The sequence below is a fragment of the Clostridiaceae bacterium HFYG-1003 genome (assembly GCA_024579835.1).
GTDB lineage: Bacteria > Bacillota > Clostridia > Clostridiales > Clostridiaceae > JG1575.
Genome location: CP102060.1, coordinates 3,177,982 through 3,196,964, shown reverse-complemented (window position 1 = coordinate 3,196,964; position 18,983 = coordinate 3,177,982). Strand labels below are relative to the sequence as shown.

Genomic DNA, 18,983 nt, shown 5'->3' with positions numbered 1-18,983 from the left:
GTTGTATTTTTCTTTGAATCAGCCAGTCTCTTTCCCGCCATTCCTCCTCGATTTAGATTCTTTATACTTGCTCCTTCGATCCTCTATTATCTTACAGCAGCACGTGTGGCTGCAGGATCTGAAAACGAAACGGAAACAGAATCCGAATGGTAGTCGGATCCCCTCTGTTTCTTTTCGATCCCATCGTCCCCTATAGTGGATGCTTTTCGCCGATAAAGAAATTAAGCAGCGTGCCAGTGAGCATCCGATCCTTGAAAGATAAACAATATAAAATCAGTCGAAAATTCGAATCTCACGGGGTATTTCAATGAAGATTGTGAAAAAAATATTAAAGGAAGAGGATGGCCAGGCCTTAGTTCTGGTTGCTCTCATGATGGTAGTGCTCATAGGTTTTGCGGCGATTGCGGTGGACATCGGGATGGTAACCTGGCAAAAGTCCAATCTTCAGAATGCTGCCGATGCAGCTGCCCTGGCCGGAGCCATGGATCTGCCAAATAAAACTTCAGCAGAAGACAGCGCTCTTGATCTGGCAGGAAAAAATGGGATCAAGGCGACCAAGATCGGCATAAAAAAAGAGGGAGATACGATTCAGATTACGACGCCTTATAAAGGCAATTCAGAAGTCATAGAAGTGATCTGCACCAGAAATGTCCAATACTCCTTCGCCCGCATTCTGGGTCTTACAGACACCGATGTCACAGCCCGGGCCGTAGCGAAAAAGAATCCGGTATGGGCAGGCGAGGCCTTGCCCTTCATTAACCTGGACGATGATTATCTGAGCAATCCGAAGATTGAAGCCTGGGAAAAAACCGGTCCCGGCGACTTTGAAAGTTTATGGTCGGGTAACAATCCCCCCTCCGAATTTCATATGTTCAACCTGGGAAAAAATGATGATCACTCCCAAGGCTATTTTACCGTAGACTACGAAGATGGTATCACTATCAAGAAAGGAACCGTCGCTGATATTAAGCAGGAAGTTGGCTATGTATATGAGCAAAACAAGCCTGTCTATATTTTCAGCCTGTCCAGTGATGTCATCAAAAGCGGAAAATACGGGAAAAAAACTTTGGACAATAAAGATGTTATTCCACTGAGCGACCTTGTTCTTCTCCAGGTAACGTTCGACAGTTATGACTATTCGGGCAAGACCCTCTTCTTAACCAAAACGAAAGTCTTTGATATTAACAACGGTGAGTTTCCCACGGACTATCTGAACTCAGGCACCAAAGGCAAATCCAGCCTGATTGACTAGCCTGGATCCCGGCGTAAAACAAGGTTCCCTGATAACCTCCTTCCTCAAACGCAAGGAGAGTCATCAGGGAACATTTTTCTTATTCTTTATCTTTATCTTTTTCTTTTTCTTTACAAGTACTGATCATTTTTATACCAGAACTCAAAATGAATACAAAACGAAAAACAGAGGTCAGCTAGCGCTGACCTCTGAGTGTTTTATGTCTTATTCCTTGATCGTGGTTACGACGCCTGAACCTACGGTTCTGCCGCCTTCACGAATCGCGAAACGGAGTCCTTCGTCCATAGCTACCGGTGTGATCAGCTCAACGTTCATGTCGATATGATCCCCAGGCATAACCATTTCCATGCCGTCCGGCAATTTGATGGATCCTGTTACGTCCGTTGTACGGAAGTAGAACTGCGGCCGGTATCCGTCAAAGAACGGGGTGTGGCGTCCGCCTTCTTCCTTCTTCAGTACGTATACCTGTCCAACAAATTTTCTGTGCGGCTTCACGCTGTTCGGCTTCGCCAGAACCTGACCTCTTTCGATGTCAGCTCTCTGTACGCCTCTGAGCAGGGCTCCGATGTTGTCTCCGGCCTGAGCCTGATCCAGCAGCTTACGGAACATTTCTACGCCGGTGCAGACGGTCTTTGTCTTCTCTTCCTTAAGTCCAACGATTTCAAGTTCATCGCCAACTTTCAGGATTCCGCTTTCCACTCTTCCGGTGGCTACGGTTCCACGACCTGTGATCGTGAACACGTCTTCTACCGGCATCAGGAACGGCTTGTCGGTTGCTCTTTCCGGGGTCGGGATGTAGCTGTCAACAGCGTCCATCAGATCCAGGATCGGCTTGATCTTTTCCGGATCTTCCGGATTGTTCAGAGCTTCCAGAGCGGAGCCGGCGATGATCGGTGTGTCATCTCCCGGGAAATCGTAGTCGTTGAGGATATCGCGAACTTCCATTTCTACCAGTTCCAGCAGTTCCGGGTCATCTACCATGTCTGCCTTGTTCAGGAAAACAACGATGTAGTTAACGCCTACACGGGAAGCGAGCAGGATGTGCTCTCTGGTCTGGGGCATAACTCCGTCAGCGGCGGAAACAACCAGGATCGCTCCGTCCATCTGAGCCGCTCCGGTGATCATGTTCTTGACATAGTCAGCATGTCCGGGGCAGTCAACGTGTGCGTAGTGACGGTTGTCCGTCTCATACTCAACGTGGGCGGTGTTGATCGTGATTCCTCTTTCTTTTTCTTCCGGTGCCTTATCTATTTCGTCATACTTGGTAGCATTGGCGTATCCCTTCTTGGACAGAACGGTCGTGATGGCCGCGGTCAAAGTGGTCTTGCCATGGTCAACGTGACCAATGGTTCCAATGTTAACATGGGGTTTGGTTCTTTCAAATTTCGCTTTTCCCATTATTGATTCCTCCTGTAAGGTTTTCGCTAGTTTTATTGTAGCTGAATCTCAAAAAAATTCAATTAAGAGTCTTTTTTGGCCCGCTTGCCGATGATCTGCTCCTGAACATTCTTCGGAGCATCCTCATAATGGTCAAATTCCATGGTGTAGACACCACGGCCCTGGGTCCGTGAACGCAGCGCAGTAGCATATCCGAACATTTCTGACAGCGGTACAAAGCCCTTAACGACCTTAGCACCGGCACGGTCATCCATGCCTTCAATTCTTCCGCGGCGTGAGTTCATGTCGCCGATGACATCGCCCATATATTCTTCCGGAACGATGACTTCAACCTTCATCATGGGTTCCATGATGACAGGGTTGGCTTTGGCCATTGCGTTCTTGAACGCCATAGAACCGGCAATCTTAAACGCCATTTCAGAGGAGTCAACATCGTGGTAGGAACCGTCGACCAGACGAACACCGAAGTTGATCGTCGGGTAGCCAGCCAGGATACCAGTCGCTGAAGCTTCCTTGATACCTGCATCGATGGGGGAAACGAATTCCTTGGGAACGGATCCGCCCACGGTTGCATTTTCAAAGCTGTAGTCGCCTTCCTTGGGGAACAGTTCAATAACGGCATGACCGTACTGACCCTTACCACCGGACTGACGAACATACTTACCTTCTGCCGTGACGGCGTTGCGGATGGTTTCCTTGTAGGCAACCTGCGGCGCGCCGATATTGCATTCGACTTTGAATTCCCGCATCAGACGGTCGACCATGATGTCGAGGTGAAGTTCACCCATACCGGCGATGATTGTCTGACCGGTCTCATGATCGGTGTAGGTCCGGAAAGTCGGATCTTCTTCAGACAGCTTGGACAGGGCAATACCCATTTTTTCCTGGGATGCCTTGGTCTTGGGTTCAATGGCGATATTGATAACGGGTTCCGGGAAGTTCATGGATTCCAGGACAACCGGGTTGGATTCATCGCACAGCGTGTCTCCAGTGGTGGTGTCCTTGAGTCCTACGATCGCCCCGATATCACCGGCTCTGAGTTCTTCAACTTCCTGACGGTGGTTGGCGTGCATCTTAACCAGACGGCCGATGCGCTCCCGCTTGTTCTTGGTAGAGTTCTTGACATAGGATCCGCTGACCATAACGCCGGAGTAAATCCGGGTGAAGGCGAGGCGGCCTACGAAGGGGTCGGTTGCGATTTTGAACGCCAGAGCGGACATCGGAGCTTCGTCCGACGTATCACGTGTGGTCGGCTCACCGTCTTCATCGGTTCCGGAAACAGCCGGAATGTCGATGGGGGACGGCAGGTAGTCGACAACGGCGTCAACCATTTCCTGAACACCCTTGTTTTTGTAGGATGATCCGCAGATAACCGGGATCAGTCCATTGGCAACAACACCCTTACGGATGGCGCGCTTGATTTCCTCAATGGAAACTTCTTCGCCTTCCAGGTATTTTTCCATGATGGCTTCATCGAAATCAGCACAGGCTTCCAGCAGTTTGCCTCTGTATTCCTGAGCTTTTTCCATGTATTCAGCCGGCACGGGACCGACTTCGATCTCTTTGCCCAGGTCATCGAGATGGATCTTAGCTTCCATTTCAATGAGGTCGATGATCCCTCTGAACTTGTCTTCTGCTCCCACCGGCAGCTGGATCGCTACGGCATTGGCTTTCAGACGGTCGTAGATGGTATCGATGGACTTGTAGAAGTCAGCTCCGGTCGCATCCATCTTGTTGATGTATACGATCCGGGGAACGCCGTAGCGGTCAGCCTGGCGCCAGACAGTTTCTGTCTGGGGCTCAACGCCTGACTTGGCGTCCAGAACGGTTACGGTACCGTCCAGAACACGCAGGGAACGCTCAACTTCAATGGTGAAGTCCACGTGTCCCGGGGTGTCGATGATATTGATCTGATGGCCCTTCCAGTAGCAAGTGGTGGCAGCGGAGGTGATAGTGATCCCTCTTTCTTTTTCCTGTGCCATCCAGTCCATCTGGGACTCACCTGAATGTGTTTCACCTAATTTATGAGTTTTTCCTGTATAGAACAGGATTCGTTCCGTCGTAGTGGTCTTTCCGGCGTCAATATGAGCCATGATTCCGATATTACGGAACTTATCTAATGGGTATTCTCTAGCCACGCTGAACCCTCCTCCCGCATGTATTCCTCAAATGGTTTGCAGCAATCATCAAATTAGTATCTGAAGTGCGCAAAAGCCTTGTTGGCTTCAGCCATCTTGTGTGTGTCTTCTCTTTTCTTGACTGCTGCTCCGGTTCCGTTGGCGGCATCGAGGAGTTCGTTGGCAAGCCGTTCTCTGGCATACTTTTCGTTTCTCTTATCCACAGCTACGAGCAACCACCGAATTCCCAGCGTCTGACGTCTTTCCGGACGTACTTCAATGGGGACCTGGTAGTTGGAACCGCCAACTCGTCTGGCTTTGACTTCCAGCTGCGGCATGATGTTGCTCATGGCAGTCTCGAATACTTCCACAGGGTCCTTGCCGGACTTCTGCTGGATGAGCTCAAAGGCTCCGTAAACGATCTTCTGGGCTACGCCCTTCTTGCCTTTTTCCATCACGTTGTTGATCAGCTTGGAAACGACCACTGAGTTGTAAAGGGGATCCGGCAGGACCTCTCTTTTTGCTATAAATCCTTTTCTTGGCATCTTTCTTCCCTCCTTAAAAAATATTTTAGATCATCGGTACTCTACCGGCAGCGAAGGCCGGTCGTAAAATGCTGTGCTTTATTTCCTGAAGTGCCAAAATACACAATCATTACCTAAAACAGAGCAATTTCACATAAGTTGCAAGAACCTATTTTTTCTTAGGTCTCTTTGCTCCGTATTTTGATCTGGACTGTAATCTGTTGTTTACTCCTGCGCAGTCTAAGGTACCTCTGATGATGTGGTATCTTACACCCGGCAAGTCCCTAACTCTTCCGCCTCTGATAAGAACAACTGAGTGTTCCTGCAGATTGTGTCCTTCTCCACCGATATAAGCTGTGACTTCATATCCGTTCGTCAGACGTACTCTGGCTACTTTTCTCAAAGCGGAGTTCGGCTTCTTTGGTGTCTGTGTCTTAACGACGGTGCAAACACCTCTTCTCTGGGGATTTGACTGAAGAGCAGGTGACTTGGATTTGTAATTAACAGTCTCTCTTCCCTTCCTGACCAATTGGTTAATGGTTGGCATTTTTTCACCTCCTGTGATTAATTTGATGCCAGTGCGGCAGTAACGGCAGTGAGTGAACCGGCGAACCGGTACTGATTTTATGAAAAAAATCAACCTCACTTCGCGGACAAAAGCCGAAAGGAAATACTTCCCCTTCGGTTTTGTCGCACAAAGTTGATTTTATCACTGATGTATTGGCAGTGTCAATGCTTCTCGTGGGCTAAACTTTCATTTGCCCGCCGTGACATTTGAAACTTTGGATTACTCCTGGTCGTCCTCATTGAAGTCGAGCAGATCTTCCTCCGACAGTTCACGCGGTTTGGCATGGACATGTTCTTCCACCGGTACCACGTCATCGGTGTTCAGCTTGATGGCGCGGTAGCGGGTCATGCCCGTTCCGGCCGGAATCAGCTTACCAATGATGACATTTTCCTTCAGACCCAGCAGCGGATCGATCTTGCCCTTGATGGCGGCGTCGGTGAGGACGCGGGTCGTTTCCTGGAAGGAAGCGGCCGACAGGAAGGAATCCGTGGCCAGGGAGGCCTTGGTGATTCCGAGCAGGACCTGTTCGCCCTGAGCCGGAACCAGACCGTTTTCTTCGGCAACCCGGTTGGCTTCATCAAAATCGAAGAAGTCTACCAGAGTTCCGGGAAGCAGTTCGGTACCGCCGGCATCGGCGATCTTGATCTTGCGCGTCATCTGACGGACAACGACTTCCAGATGCTTGTCATTGATATCAACACCCTGTCCGCGGTAAACTTTCTGAACTTCGGAGAGGATGTAGCGGCGAACCCCGTCGACTCCCTTGATCCGCATGATGTCATGAGGATTGATGGAACCTTCGGTGAGTTCGTCACCGGCGTTGACCACATCGCCGTCAGCGACCGCAATGCGGGAGCCGAACGGAATGTCGTAGCTGGTTTCCACGCCGTCCTCGGAGGTGACATAGATGATCCGTTTCTTCTTGGTCTCTTCAATGCGCACCGTACCGCCATTCTCGGAAACCAGCGCCAGACCTTTCGGCTTGCGGGCTTCGAAGAGTTCTTCGATACGGGGGAGACCCTGAGTAATATCGGATCCGGCGACACCGCCGGTATGGAACGTACGCATCGTCAGCTGGGTACCCGGTTCACCGATGGACTGGGCGGCAATGATGCCGACCGCTTCTCCGATGTTGATCTCACGGGCAGTAGCCATGTTCATGCCGTAGCACTTGGCGCAGACACCGGTCCGGGTCTGGCAGGTAAAGACGGAGCGGATCTTGGCTTCGGTCACGCCGCTCTTGACGATTTCTTCGGCCAGATGGGGATTGATGTATTCATTCTTGGCAACCAGGACTTCGCCGGTCTTGGGATGCAGGATGTCCTGGGCCGGGAACCGGCCGGTGAGACGTTCCTGCAGTCCTTCGATGACTTCGTTGCCGTTCTTGACATCATGAATGATGATGCCTTCGTCGGTGCCGCAGTCATCCTCGCGGACGATAACATCCTGGGATACGTCAACCAGACGACGGGTCAGGTAACCGGAATCCGCCGTTTTCAGAGCGGTATCGGCATTACCCTTTCTGGCGCCGTGGGTTGAGATGAAGAACTCCAGCACGTCCAACCCTTCACGGAAGGAGGCCCGGATCGGAATTTCAACGGTCTTACCGGACGGGTTGGCCATCAGGCCGCGCATACCGGCGAGCTGCTTGATCTGGGATTCGCCGCCTCGGGCTCCGGAGTCCGCCATCATGAAGATGGGATTGAACTTATCCAGAGACTTCATCAGGGCTTTGGCCACGCCATCGGTGGTTTTGGTCCACTTGTCGATGACGGACTGATAGCGTTCCTCATCGGTGATGAGCCCGCGGTTGTACATGGACTCAATCTTCTTGATGGTCTGATCAGCTTCTTCCAGCAGGATGTGTTTGGCTTCGGGAACCACCATGTCGGAGATGGCAACGGTGACCGCGCCCTGCGTGGAGTAATGGAATCCCTTACTCTTGATCTCATCGAGGATCTTGGAGGTCTCGATGGGACCGTATTTGAGGTAGCATTTATCGATGATCTTGCCCAGGTTCTTCTTGGTGACCAGAAAGTCAATTTCCAGGTTGAACATGGTGGCGGGATCTTCCCGGTCCACAAAGCCCAGATCCTGGGGAATGGATTCATTGAAGATGATCTTGCCCACAGTGGTGTGGATCATGGCAGCCTTCTGCTCCCCATCCACTTCCCGGTACATCCGGACATTGATCGGCGCCTGCAGATGAATCTGCTGGGTGCCGTAAGCCATCAGGGCTTCTTCCTTATCCTTGAAGAAGCGACCGTCGCCGAGAGATCCCTCACGGACCATGGTCAGCCAGTAGGAACCGAGGATCATATCCTGGGTCGGTACGGAGACCGGTTTTCCATCGGAGGGCTTCAGGATGTTTCCGGCTGCCAGCATCAGGAAGCGGGCTTCCGCCTGAGCTTCCATGGTCAGCGGCACGTGAACGGCCATCTGATCCCCGTCAAAGTCGGCGTTGTATGCCGTACAGACCAGTGGATGCAGCTTGATGGCGCGTCCATCCACCAGAATCGGCTGGAAGGCCTGGATACCAAGGCGGTGCAGTGTCGGGGCGCGGTTCAGCAGGACCGGATGATCGGAGATGACATCCTCAAGGATGTCCCAGACCTGGGGGTGAACCCGCTCCACCATGCGCTTGGCACTCTTAATGTTATGGGAGGTGCCGTTTTCCACCAGTTTCTTCATGACGAAGGGCTTAAACAGCTCCAGTGCCATTTCCTTGGGGAGACCGCACTGGTACATTTTCAGTTCCGGTCCGACGACAATAACCGAACGGCCCGAGTAGTCAACCCGTTTTCCCAGCAGATTCTGCCGGAAACGGCCCTGTTTTCCCTTGAGCATATCGGACAGGGACTTGAGAGGACGGTTGCCGGGGCCGGTCACCGGACGGCCGCGGCGGCCGTTGTCGATGAGAGCGTCCACCGCTTCCTGGAGCATGCGCTTTTCATTGCGGACAATGATGTCCGGAGCACGCAGATCCATCAGCTTCTTCAGCCGGTTGTTGCGGTTGATGACGCGGCGGTAGAGATCATTCAGGTCGGAGGTGGCGAAACGGCCGCCGTCGATCTGAACCATGGGCCGGATATCCGGCGGGATCACGGGAATTACGGAAATGACCATCCACTCCGGCCGGTTGCCGGACTTGCGGAAGGATTCAATGACTTCCAGGCGGCGGATGATCCGGATCTTCTTCTGTCCGGTCGCCGTCTTGAGGTCATTGCTCAGTTCTTCCGACTGAGCTTCCAGGTCGATGGCTTCCAGGAGCTTGAGCACAGCCTCAGCGCCCATCTGGGCAACGAAGGAGTTGTAGCCGTACTTGTCTTCCGCTTCGCGGTATTCCTTCTCGGACAGGAGCTGCTTCTTGGCCAGGCCGGTGCCCTTGGGATCCAGTACGACGTAGTTGGCGAAGTACAGGATCTTTTCCAGAGAGCGTGGGCTCATGTCCAGGATCAGTCCCATCCGGGACGGGATTCCCTTGAAGTACCAGATATGGGATACGGGTGATGCCAGTTCGATGTGGCCCATCCGTTCCCGGCGAACCTTGGCTTTGGTGACTTCCACGCCGCAGCGGTCGCAGACGATGCCTTTGTAGCGGACTCGCTTGTACTTGCCGCAGTGGCATTCCCAGTCTTTCATGGGTCCGAAGATCCTCTCGCAGAACAGGCCATCCCGTTCCGGTTTGAGGGTTCTGTAGTTGATCGTTTCAGGTTTTTTTACTTCTCCGCGGGACCAGTCTCTGATCTTGTCAGGAGAAGCCAAACCGATTTGCAATGCATCAAAATTATTTAATTCTATCAAGGTCGGACCTCCTGCTAATCCATATCTTCTTCAATCGTCAGTTCAGCATCCTCGTCCGGGTCATCACCGAATAATACCTCGGTTTCTTCCGAATCCTCATCTTCGATGAGTTTGTCTTTCTGGGTGAATTCCAAATTTTCTTTGTGGAATTCCGGGGCGAAGTCAAACATAGGTTCATCTTCCACGGATTCTTTCAGTTCGATCTCTTCATGGTTCTCGTTGAGCACCTTGACATCCAGACACAAAGCCTGGAGTTCCTTGATCAGAACCTTAAAGGATTCCGGGATGCCCGGTTCCGGGATGTTCTCGCCCTTGACGATGGACTCATAGGTCTTGACCCGTCCCACCACATCATCGGATTTCACGGTCAGGATTTCCTGGAGGGTATGGGCTGAGCCGTAGGCTTCAAGAGCCCAGACTTCCATTTCTCCGAAGCGCTGTCCGCCGAACTGAGCTTTTCCGCCCAGGGGCTGCTGAGTAACCAGTGAGTAGGGGCCGGTGCTCCGGGCGTGGATCTTGTCATCGACCAGATGCGCCAGTTTCAGGATATACATGTAACCGACGGTAACAGGATTGTCGAAGGGTTCGCCGGTGCGGCCGTCAAACAGAACGGTTTTTCCGGAGCGGTCAAAGCCGCCCTCTTCCAGGAGCTCTTCAATGTTTTCATAGGTCGCGCCGTCGAAGACCGGAGTGGCAACATGCCAGCCGAGTTTCTTCGCAGCCCAGCCCAGATGAACTTCCAGAACCTGTCCGATGTTCATACGGGAAGGAACGCCCAGCGGGTTCAGACAAATCTGAAGCGGGCTTCCGTCCGGCAGGAACGGCATGTCTGCCTCAGGCAGAATCCGGGAGATAACACCCTTGTTGCCGTGGCGTCCGGCCATTTTATCACCGACAGAGATTTTCCGTTTCTGCGCGATGTAGCAGCGGACCAGCATATTGACACCGGCCGGCAGCTCTGCCGCGTTCTCACGGGTGAAGACCTTGACGTCAACGATGATGCCCTGTTCGCCGTGGGGTACCCGCAGCGAGGTATCGCGGACTTCCCGCGCCTTTTCGCCGAAGATGGCACGCAGGAGGCGTTCTTCCGCCGTCAGTTCCGTCTCTCCCTTGGGGGTGACTTTACCGACCAGGATGTCTCCGGTGCGGACTTCCGCTCCGATGCGGATGATGCCGCGTTCGTCGATGTCCTTGAGGGCGTCCTCGCCGACATTGGGGATGTCGCGGGTGATCTCTTCCGGTCCGAGCTTGGTGTCACGGGCCATGGCCTCGTATTCTTCGATATGGATGGAGGTAAAGATGTCATCGCGGACCAGCTCTTCGGAGATCAGCATGGCATCCTCATAGTTGTAGCCTTCCCAGGTCAGGAAGCCAATGCGGATATTCTTGCCCAGAGCGATTTCGCCCAGATCCGTTGATGGTCCGTCAGCCAGAATGTCTCCGACTTTAACAGCGTCACCCTTGGCAACCAGCGGTTTCTGGTTGATGCAGGTTCCCTGGTTGGACCGCTTGAATTTCTGCAGCCGGATGATGTCGAGGCCGCCGTCGTTGGAACGGCGCAGGCGAATCTCAGATGCGGATACATACTCGATGGTTCCGTCGTGTCTGGCCTTGGGCAGAACGCCGGAATCATAAGCTGCCCGGTACTCGATGCCGGTTCCGACAATCGGAGCCTGGGTCTTGAGCAGCGGAACCGCCTGACGCTGCATGTTGGCACCCATCAGGGCACGGGATGCATCATCATTTTCCAGGAAGGGGATCATGGCCGTAGCCACGGAAACCAGCTGTTTCGGGGACACATCGACCAGGTCAACTTCTTCCCGGGGTACCAGGATGACTTCATCGGTGCGGCGCACGGTAACACGGTCATCCAGGAAGTGACCTTCCTGGTCGAGGGGCTCGGTGGCAGGGGCGCACAGGTACAGATCTTCCTCATCGGCCGTGTAGTAGCGGATCTCATCCGTTACGACGCCTCTGGCCTTGTCGACAACGCGGTATGGTGTCTCGACGAAGCCGTATTCGTTGACCCGGGCATAGGAGGCCAGGGATACGATCAGACCGATGTTCGGACCTTCCGGGGTTTCAATCGGGCACATGCGTCCGTAATGGGAATGGTGAACGTCACGCACTTCCATGCCGGCGCGGTCACGGGAGAGACCGCCGGGTCCCAGGGCAGACAGTCTGCGCTTGTTGGTCAGCTCGGACAGCGGATTGGTCTGATCCATGAACTGAGACAGCTGGGAGGATCCGAAGAATTCCTTGATGGCGGCAGCCACCGGCCGGATGTTGATCAGTGCCGATGGGGTGATGTTGTCCTGATCCTGGATGGTCATCCGCTCACGGACCACACGTTCCATCCGGGACAGACCGATGCGGAACTGATTCTGCAGCAGCTCGCCGACGGAACGGATGCGGCGGTGACCGAGATGGTCGATGTCATCCACGACACCGATGTTCATGGGCAGCCCCAGCTCGTAGCTGATGGTCGCGAACATGTCGTCCCGGATGATGTGCTTGGGAGAGAGCTCATGGATATGCTCGCGGATGAGGCGGTGCATTTCCTTGGCTTCCACCTGGCCGACTTCGTCCAGGAATTTCATCAGAGTCGGGTAATGAACGGTTTCTTTATAAAATGAATCGGATTCTTCCAATTCGACGAAACGGTTCAGTGGGACAAAGTGATTGCCGATGACGCGGACGATGCGGTCTTCCACCAGGATATCCACGGAATTGATTCCGTTCTCCATGATGGCGAAGGCCAGATCGCGGTTGATCTTCTGGCCTTTTTCAGCCAGGATCTCTCCCGTCACGGGCGATACGACGTCAACGGCGGCCACCTGGTTGATGATGCGGTTGACGATGTTGAGCTTCTTGTTGAATTTATAGCGGCCAACCTTGGACAGGTCATACCGTTTGGGATCAAAGAACAGACCGTTCAGGAGAGCTTCCGCGGAATCTACCGTCGGGGGTTCGCCCGGACGGAGCCGTTTGTAGATCTCAATAAGTCCTTCTTCGCGGGTCTTGGTTGCATCCTTCTCCACCGTCGCCTTGAGGCGTTCATCGTCACCGAAGTAGTTAAAGATCTCCTGATCGGATCCAAAGCCCATGGCCCGGGCCATCACAGTGATGGGGAGCTTGCGGGTCTTGTCGATGCGGATGTAGATGATGTCGTTGGAATCCGTCTCGTATTCGAGCCAGGCACCGCGGTTGGGGATGACCGTGGCAGAGAACAGGCTCTTGCCGGATTTATCATAGCTCTGGTTGTAGTAGACACCGGGTGAGCGAACCAGCTGGGAGACGATAACACGTTCCGCACCATTGATGATAAAGGTGCCCTGCTCGGTCATCAGCGGGAATTCACCCATGTAGACTTCCTGTTCCTTGATTTCACCGGTTTCGGTGTTCTCAAGGCGTACGGTAACTTTCAGCGGAGCCGCATAGGTTGCGTCTCGTTCTTTGCATTCTTCGATGGAGTACTTGATGTTGTCCCGGTCCAGATGGAAACCGACGAACCGCAGGATCAGATTGCCGCCGTGATTTGTGATGGCAGAAATGTCCTCGAATACCTCGTCCAGGCCTTCCTTCAGGAACCAGTTGTAAGAATCAAGCTGAATCTCGATGAGATTCGGCATGTTGGCAACTTCTTTGATTCTTGCAAAACTCATTCTTGTTCTTTTTCCCGTTGGGTTAGGAACAGGATGTACCATAAATTCACCCCTTACTTTTTAACTTGTAAATGATTCAATTATCCATTACAATAAAGACAAATAAACCATTATACTACCTTATCGTACCTTGTCAATTCGATACGGGTACAATTTAATATTGTACTATACCAAATCCAGCCGGTCAACTTTTCGGCTTTATTTTTTTGCCATTTTTTGACCTTCAAAAAATCGGAACATTTACCCTCTTTTCGCCTCAACCCGCTCCCATCAAGCTTCTTCCAGAATAAACAGCACTGATCTCAATTTAATCTCCCAACATCTACTCATTCATTTACAAATAATTTACCAATTCTCCACCAAAATATTGACTTCCCAGATAAAATCCAGCCAGCTCGGATCTCCAGACTCCATTTCAACTCTCATCTTCCACTTCCAACTAAAAACTGACTATAAACAGACCAAAGAAGGGATTCAGCTGGTTCATTTCCACCACACATCCAAAAATGACCCAATCAGTCAAAAATCCTGCATCATCTCTTTCCCAAAGGAATCTTAATCCATACCAATCCGAACCATCCATAACAAGAAGAAGCAATCATGCTAATTTTCGTTTCTTTAGTTACGTTTTGTAATTATTAATACTTCCTTCATGCTTTGTTCTCAAACAATATTGATATCCATGGTATTATACTTACTAAAGGTTACTAAAGTTAACCACGAAATTAAACCAACAAACCAGAATAATAACTGCAGGAATATCAGAACATAAAAATCAAAAAACAGATGAAAAGGAGATCAGTCATGGAGAACAAAGTTAAATTAGCAATCGTGTACTATTCCTCTACGGGTACCAACCATCAGATGGCGCAATGGGCCAAAGAAGAGGCTGAAAAGAATGGTGCTGAGGTTCGCCTCGTTAAGGTTCAGGAACTCGTACCGGAAGCAGCCTACTCAAAAAATCCCGCATGGAAAGCCCATGCTGACGCAACGGTTGATGTACCGGTGGCAACCAGTGATGATCTGGTCTGGGCTGATGCCATACTCTTCTCCGCACCCTCCCGGTATGGAACGCTGCCGGCGCAGATGAAGTTCTTCATCGATGGTCAGGGAGCCATCTGGGCACAGGGCCTGCTGGTCAACAAAGTTGTTTCCGCCATGTCCTCGGCTCAGAATGTGCACGGCGGCCAGGAAGCCACCATCCTCTCCCTCTATACCAACATGTACCACTGGGGAGCCATCGTCGTATCCCCGGGCTACACCGATCCGGTCCTCTACACCACCGGCGGAAATCCTTACGGGGCTTCCACTCAGGTTGACATGAACGCCAACATCCTAGACAACGTCAAGCCGGCTGTTGAAGTTCAGGTCAGAAGAATGCTGGATATTGCGGGTAAGCTGAAATAGTTATTCGGTCTACATAATAGTGAAAGCCAGTCCCGGATCCAATGGATCCGGGACTGGCTTTTGCATTTTTTAGTTGTTTTTCACTAGTCGATGAGGCGAATCCGATACTTCAGCATGTTAAAGACTTCTTCGCTGATTGCGCCGCTGATCGAGGCGTTACCGCCGGCGAACTTAACCTCTTCTTTGGCAATGGCTCGTCCATACAGGGTGGCTCCCTCACCGGACAACAGGATTCCGCCGTTGGGGGCATAAAGATAACCAGTATATGTCTGCCCTGATCCAGTGAAATGGATCGCCTGATCCGAAGTATCGCCGCTGTAGAAAATGATAGAATCACTGGCTGAGGTTTGTCCGCCGCCATCCAAGTCCAGTGGACCGGCACTGTATATGATCCCTACTCCGGTGAATTTAACGCCCTGAAGATCCAGAACTTTATAAGTGTTCTTATTCTGTAGCTCTTCATAACGGACAATTTCATTGTTTAGTTTTGCCGTCTTTGAAATGGGGTCATAATCCACTGCCAGGTTGAAAGCAGCTCTGGTTGTGACAGGTGCTATTGGTTCAACCGAAGACCAGAGATCCGGAATCGTTTCTTTCACGGGTCCGATTTTTTCCGTTGCCTTCGCTACATCCAGGGTCTTATTGGTGATTTCAGTGTTAATAACCGCACTACCATTAATCTCTGCGCCGGAAGCATCAATTCCATCGTTGCCATAAACGTCTCCGTAAACGATCGTCAACTTGTTGCTGGTTACTGTTACCTCATCCTCTCCTGAGAAAAGAGTGTACTTCAAAGCTTTGACGTCAGCTTTAATCCGTTCGGCAACAGCTCGAGCTTTTACGGTGCTTTGATTAATTCCCAGAACTCGAGCAAAAGTGGATGGCACTAAGTCAGAAGTTATAACTTCGACTTTGTTGCTGTCTCCCAAATAGGGTGTTGTCACTAAGATGTTAGCCTGCGGGGCTCCGTTATCTGATCCCAGCAGCAATGCGGCAGCTTCAGCGTCTGCTTTGACCGGCAATGCCCTGGCTCCGGCGAGCGCAGCAGCATCTGCGGCTTTCTGCAAATCTGCACGTTTGGCATAAAGCATTCCGCCGTCAACCACCAGAGCGCCAAACCCCAGAAGTACCACCAGGAATAACGCGAAGAATGGTAATGCCTGTCCTGACTCTTCTCTAAATAACTTTTTGAACATATACTTCACCCCCTTGGGTGTTCAATTATATTTGCTTGATTCTCTAGGAGTTTGATCAAGAGAATATGGTACATTCCAGAAGTCCAGAAATGTATAACATTTCGAATCATTATGAACTCCACTTCTATACTGATTACATTTTAATACAAATTTTGAGTGTCAACTACCTCGTTTCCATAAAGTTATCAGAAACTTCCCATGAATTATCGCTCGTCTCAAATCGTTAATAAGTTATGAAGCAGAAGCTTTTTTAAAGGTGCACAAAGGCTGCGTCGAATTACCTTACGCAGCCTGTCCATGATGCAAGATATTTGATTGTGCGGGAATGGATCAGATTTCAGGAGCCAAAGACGCAACTTGAACCTTGTCTCCCACATTCAGCTCTTGAAATGTTCCGGCAGATGCTTCAATGACTGAGTTTGCACCTTTTACGATCGGACTGATGGTCCATGGTTTCATGGCATCGATTCGATGAATGATCTCCATATTTTTATTCAGGAACAAAACATCAATTGGAATTTTCATGAAAAAACAATGGATGCTGTTGCATGGGGTGATCCATAGTCCCTCACCGGGACTCAGCGTTTTTCCCATGAGTCCGCGAAAGCGTTCAAGAAAAGAGTCGGCTGTTTTCAGGTTCCGGAGTACTACGGAGCCGCTGGCAGGATTCATTAGTTGTCTCGTTTGCTTCATAGTCTTCCTTCCAATACATTCTGTCCGGTGGATTTTCCGTCAACAATTTCAAAATGGATCTGATAGCCTTCAATCTCGAAACTGTCGCCAGGTGAGAAAATTCCCGTTGTAGCCAGTTTCCCTTCCGCTTTCATCATTCCCGGGGGTGCGCATCGAACTTCAATGACCGCAGAGTCAGCATCTGTTCGAATCGGGTAAACCGTAAATGTAAAGGAAGTTCCCTTTGCCGGTATGTGTATTTCACTCAACGGATCCTGACCGATCGAGATGTCCATCTGATTTCCTGAAAGATGAATGGAGTTTTCGGTTCCATCCTTCTCGTAAACCAGAGTTCCTTTCAGCAGATCCGGCCTGACCTTCTTTGGTCTTTTCTTCCAGAATATCAATAAACCAACGAGTGCCAGCACACTCGCTCCGATCAAAATATAAAGCAGAGTGTTATCCTTCGGAGTTTCAGCCGTCTTGATGTCCAGTGTAAGGAAACGTTCCAGTTTTGTAACTTCATGGGCAGTAACCAGCTTGATGTCGGCTCTGGGATCCGAGGTTTTGGCTGCCCATTTCATGACCTGCCGCACAGTAGCTCCCGGTTCCACGGTAACCGCCGGGGTTGCTTCCTGATCCAAAATAAGGGCGGTAACAGTCTCCGGATAATCAGATTGGTTGATGATCTCGATTTCTGCACTCACGGTACCATCTTGAACAACCGCACCATTTGGGAAATTGACTTTCAAGGATCCCGGCTGCAAGACGTTGGTCTGTATGGGTTCACCTCCCGTGAAGAAGGTGTCGCCCAGATAGACTCCACGAGCACTGAGAGAATATGTAAGCGGTCCGGTCAGATTAGCCGACGCCCAACCAGAGTAGATTTTATCACCCTTTATGATGTCCCCGGAAGAGGATGACCCATCATCCTTCAGGAGAAGGATTTGCTGACTATTTTCCTGATTGAGCTGAATGGCAATTTCGACCTCATCCAGGTTGTTTCTGACCAGGTTCCCATTACGCAGCAGCGAAGCAGTTACTTTGACGTATTCTCCCTTGATCCAGACCGGCGGCTGTTCTGTCAAACTGGATCTTAATACCGGTATATTCTTAATTTCAAAAGAAACGGTTGATTTGGCAACCAGTTGATTTTGGCTGACTAAAGACACCTGAAGATCGTAAATTCCGGTTTGCGGGAACTTCCCGATGAGGAGTTCGTATTCCAATCCGTTCTTTTTGATCTCAATGGGAAGATTTAACGCTTTGCCATTCTGGATGATCTTTGCTTCCAGCTGACCTGTTTCACCTACTGCTCCCGTTTGAGTAATCTTAGCAGTTAACTGCTGCTCATAGGGTACCTGAGCATTGGATAGAGGCTCGGTGATCCAGAGCTTGGTTTTCGTATCACGGACTGCCTGGACCTTCCCTTTCCAGTTGCCTGTCAGGCGATAGGTCTTTGATTTGTTCTGAAGGTTTTCATTCAGGTTGAATAATTGAATATCATCCGTCCGCAAATCCGGTTCGACAATTTTATTATCTTCTCCAATAATGGAGAACTGACCAGCCTTGGTATTATCTTGAACAAGAATTGCTACCCTGCTGGTGTATTCATCAACGACGAAGGAATATTCTTTTTCTCCGTTTACCTCTTCATCAACAAGAACAAACCGGTTCTTGAAATTACGAAGAATCTCAAAGAAACTGGGAGCCAGGGAACTGCTGTTTCCTACTAAAGTGGCCCCTCGGCTGTTGGCAGAGATTTGCTTCAGGATCTGTTGATCCGATTCCCCAAAGCCAACGGTGTAGATTGGATAATTCTTATTCCCGATTTCCTGAACCTTACTAGTCAGCTGGTTAAAATACAGATTCATATCTGCTTTTTTATCCCGCAGCTCCGGCTTTCCGTCCGTCAAGAACAAAATGAACCGACGAACCGACGGATCAGTTATCTGATCCAGATTCTCTTCTGCCAGCTTTAAGGCCTTTTGATAATCCGTATAACCAGTCGGAGCTGGAATAAAGTTGAATGCTGCCTCCACCAGGTGATCCTGGTTTCCCTTTAATTCTGTCATTGGAATCAGATTAACGGCGTCATCACTAAACGTCGAGACGCTCAGAAAATCAGACTCAGTTAATAAATCCACGACCATTTTAGCCGCAGCAAACCGATTATTCAGCGGATCTGAATTTTTCATGCTCCCTGAATTATCAAGGACCAGCGCAACAGCGACTCGATCCGAGACCACCGTTTCAGCCGCAAATCCCTGATGTGGGATCAGGCAGCTTATAAATACCAGGATTGTGAGATAAAGTATCTTTTTCATAGGCATCACTCGTTTGTCTTCCGTTTTTTTATTTCTCTGGAAAGATTATGCCA

At 50.6% G+C, this 18,983-nt stretch carries 11 protein-coding genes; 2 read left to right on the top strand and 9 right to left on the bottom strand.

Annotated elements, in window-relative coordinates:
• The first annotated feature begins 307 nt into the window (after positions 1–307).
• Positions 308–1,252: a Tad domain-containing protein gene (locus tag NQU17_14320; GenBank protein UUM11770.1), complete on the top strand. Its 945-nt coding sequence runs from the start codon at positions 308–310 to the stop codon at positions 1,250–1,252.
• A 204-nt stretch (positions 1,253–1,456) separates the two neighbouring features.
• Here the strand turns inward: NQU17_14320 and tuf are convergent, their stop codons facing one another.
• The 6 genes from tuf to rpoB form a co-directional block, all read right to left on the bottom strand.
• Complete coding sequence (gene tuf, locus NQU17_14315) at positions 1,457–2,650, bottom strand: elongation factor Tu (GenBank protein UUM11769.1); 1,194 nt, start codon at positions 2,648–2,650, stop codon at positions 1,457–1,459.
• 62 nt (positions 2,651–2,712) lie between these two features.
• Complete coding sequence (fusA, locus tag NQU17_14310; GenBank protein UUM11768.1) at positions 2,713–4,788, bottom strand: elongation factor G; 2,076 nt, start codon at positions 4,786–4,788, stop codon at positions 2,713–2,715.
• Between the two features lie 53 nt (positions 4,789–4,841).
• On the bottom strand, positions 4,842–5,312 hold the full coding sequence (gene rpsG, locus NQU17_14305; protein UUM11767.1) for a 30S ribosomal protein S7: 471 nt from the start codon (positions 5,310–5,312) through the stop codon (positions 4,842–4,844).
• Positions 5,313–5,460: 148 nt separating this feature from the next.
• Positions 5,461–5,838, bottom strand: coding sequence for a 30S ribosomal protein S12 (rpsL, locus tag NQU17_14300; GenBank protein UUM11766.1), 378 nt, complete (start codon positions 5,836–5,838; stop codon positions 5,461–5,463).
• Between the two features lie 240 nt (positions 5,839–6,078).
• Positions 6,079–9,663: a DNA-directed RNA polymerase subunit beta' gene (rpoC, locus tag NQU17_14295; protein ID UUM11765.1), complete on the bottom strand. Its 3,585-nt coding sequence runs from the start codon at positions 9,661–9,663 to the stop codon at positions 6,079–6,081.
• Positions 9,664–9,677: 14 nt separating this feature from the next.
• Complete coding sequence (gene rpoB, locus NQU17_14290; GenBank protein ID UUM11764.1) at positions 9,678–13,370, bottom strand: DNA-directed RNA polymerase subunit beta; 3,693 nt, start codon at positions 13,368–13,370, stop codon at positions 9,678–9,680.
• A 762-nt stretch (positions 13,371–14,132) separates the two neighbouring features.
• On the opposite strand from rpoB, the gene wrbA reads away from it, so the two are divergent.
• Positions 14,133–14,735, top strand: a complete 603-nt coding sequence (gene wrbA, locus NQU17_14285; GenBank protein ID UUM11763.1) for an NAD(P)H:quinone oxidoreductase — start codon at positions 14,133–14,135, stop codon at positions 14,733–14,735.
• Between the two features lie 83 nt (positions 14,736–14,818).
• On the opposite strand, the gene NQU17_14280 is transcribed toward wrbA, so the two are convergent.
• From NQU17_14280 to NQU17_14270, 3 genes are all read right to left on the bottom strand, one after another.
• Positions 14,819–15,931: a pilus assembly protein TadG-related protein gene (locus NQU17_14280; GenBank protein UUM11762.1), complete on the bottom strand. Its 1,113-nt coding sequence runs from the start codon at positions 15,929–15,931 to the stop codon at positions 14,819–14,821.
• 330 nt (positions 15,932–16,261) lie between these two features.
• Positions 16,262–16,603, bottom strand: a complete 342-nt coding sequence (locus tag NQU17_14275; GenBank protein UUM13528.1) for a DUF192 domain-containing protein — start codon at positions 16,601–16,603, stop codon at positions 16,262–16,264.
• 17 nt (positions 16,604–16,620) lie between these two features.
• Positions 16,621–18,930, bottom strand: a complete 2,310-nt coding sequence (locus NQU17_14270) for a VWA domain-containing protein (protein UUM11761.1) — start codon at positions 18,928–18,930, stop codon at positions 16,621–16,623.
• Positions 18,931–18,983: the final 53 nt, after the last annotated feature.

Excerpts from the sequence above, each read along its gene's own strand:
- rpsG (UUM11767.1), bottom strand. The coding sequence starts at position 5,312 with ATGCCAAGAAAAGGATTTATAGCAAAAAGAGAGGTCCTGCCGGATCCC.
- NQU17_14275 (UUM13528.1), bottom strand. The coding sequence starts at position 16,603 with ATGAATCCTGCCAGCGGCTCCGTAGTACTCCGGAACCTGAAAACAGCC.
- rpoB (UUM11764.1), bottom strand. The coding sequence starts at position 13,370 with ATGGTACATCCTGTTCCTAACCCAACGGGAAAAAGAACAAGAATGAGT.
- tuf (UUM11769.1), bottom strand. The coding sequence starts at position 2,650 with ATGGGAAAAGCGAAATTTGAAAGAACCAAACCCCATGTTAACATTGGA.
- rpsL (UUM11766.1), bottom strand. The coding sequence starts at position 5,838 with ATGCCAACCATTAACCAATTGGTCAGGAAGGGAAGAGAGACTGTTAAT.
- wrbA (UUM11763.1), top strand. The coding sequence starts at position 14,133 with ATGGAGAACAAAGTTAAATTAGCAATCGTGTACTATTCCTCTACGGGT.
- NQU17_14270 (UUM11761.1), bottom strand. The coding sequence starts at position 18,930 with ATGAAAAAGATACTTTATCTCACAATCCTGGTATTTATAAGCTGCCTG.
- NQU17_14280 (UUM11762.1), bottom strand. The coding sequence starts at position 15,931 with ATGTTCAAAAAGTTATTTAGAGAAGAGTCAGGACAGGCATTACCATTC.
- NQU17_14320 (UUM11770.1), top strand. The coding sequence starts at position 308 with ATGAAGATTGTGAAAAAAATATTAAAGGAAGAGGATGGCCAGGCCTTA.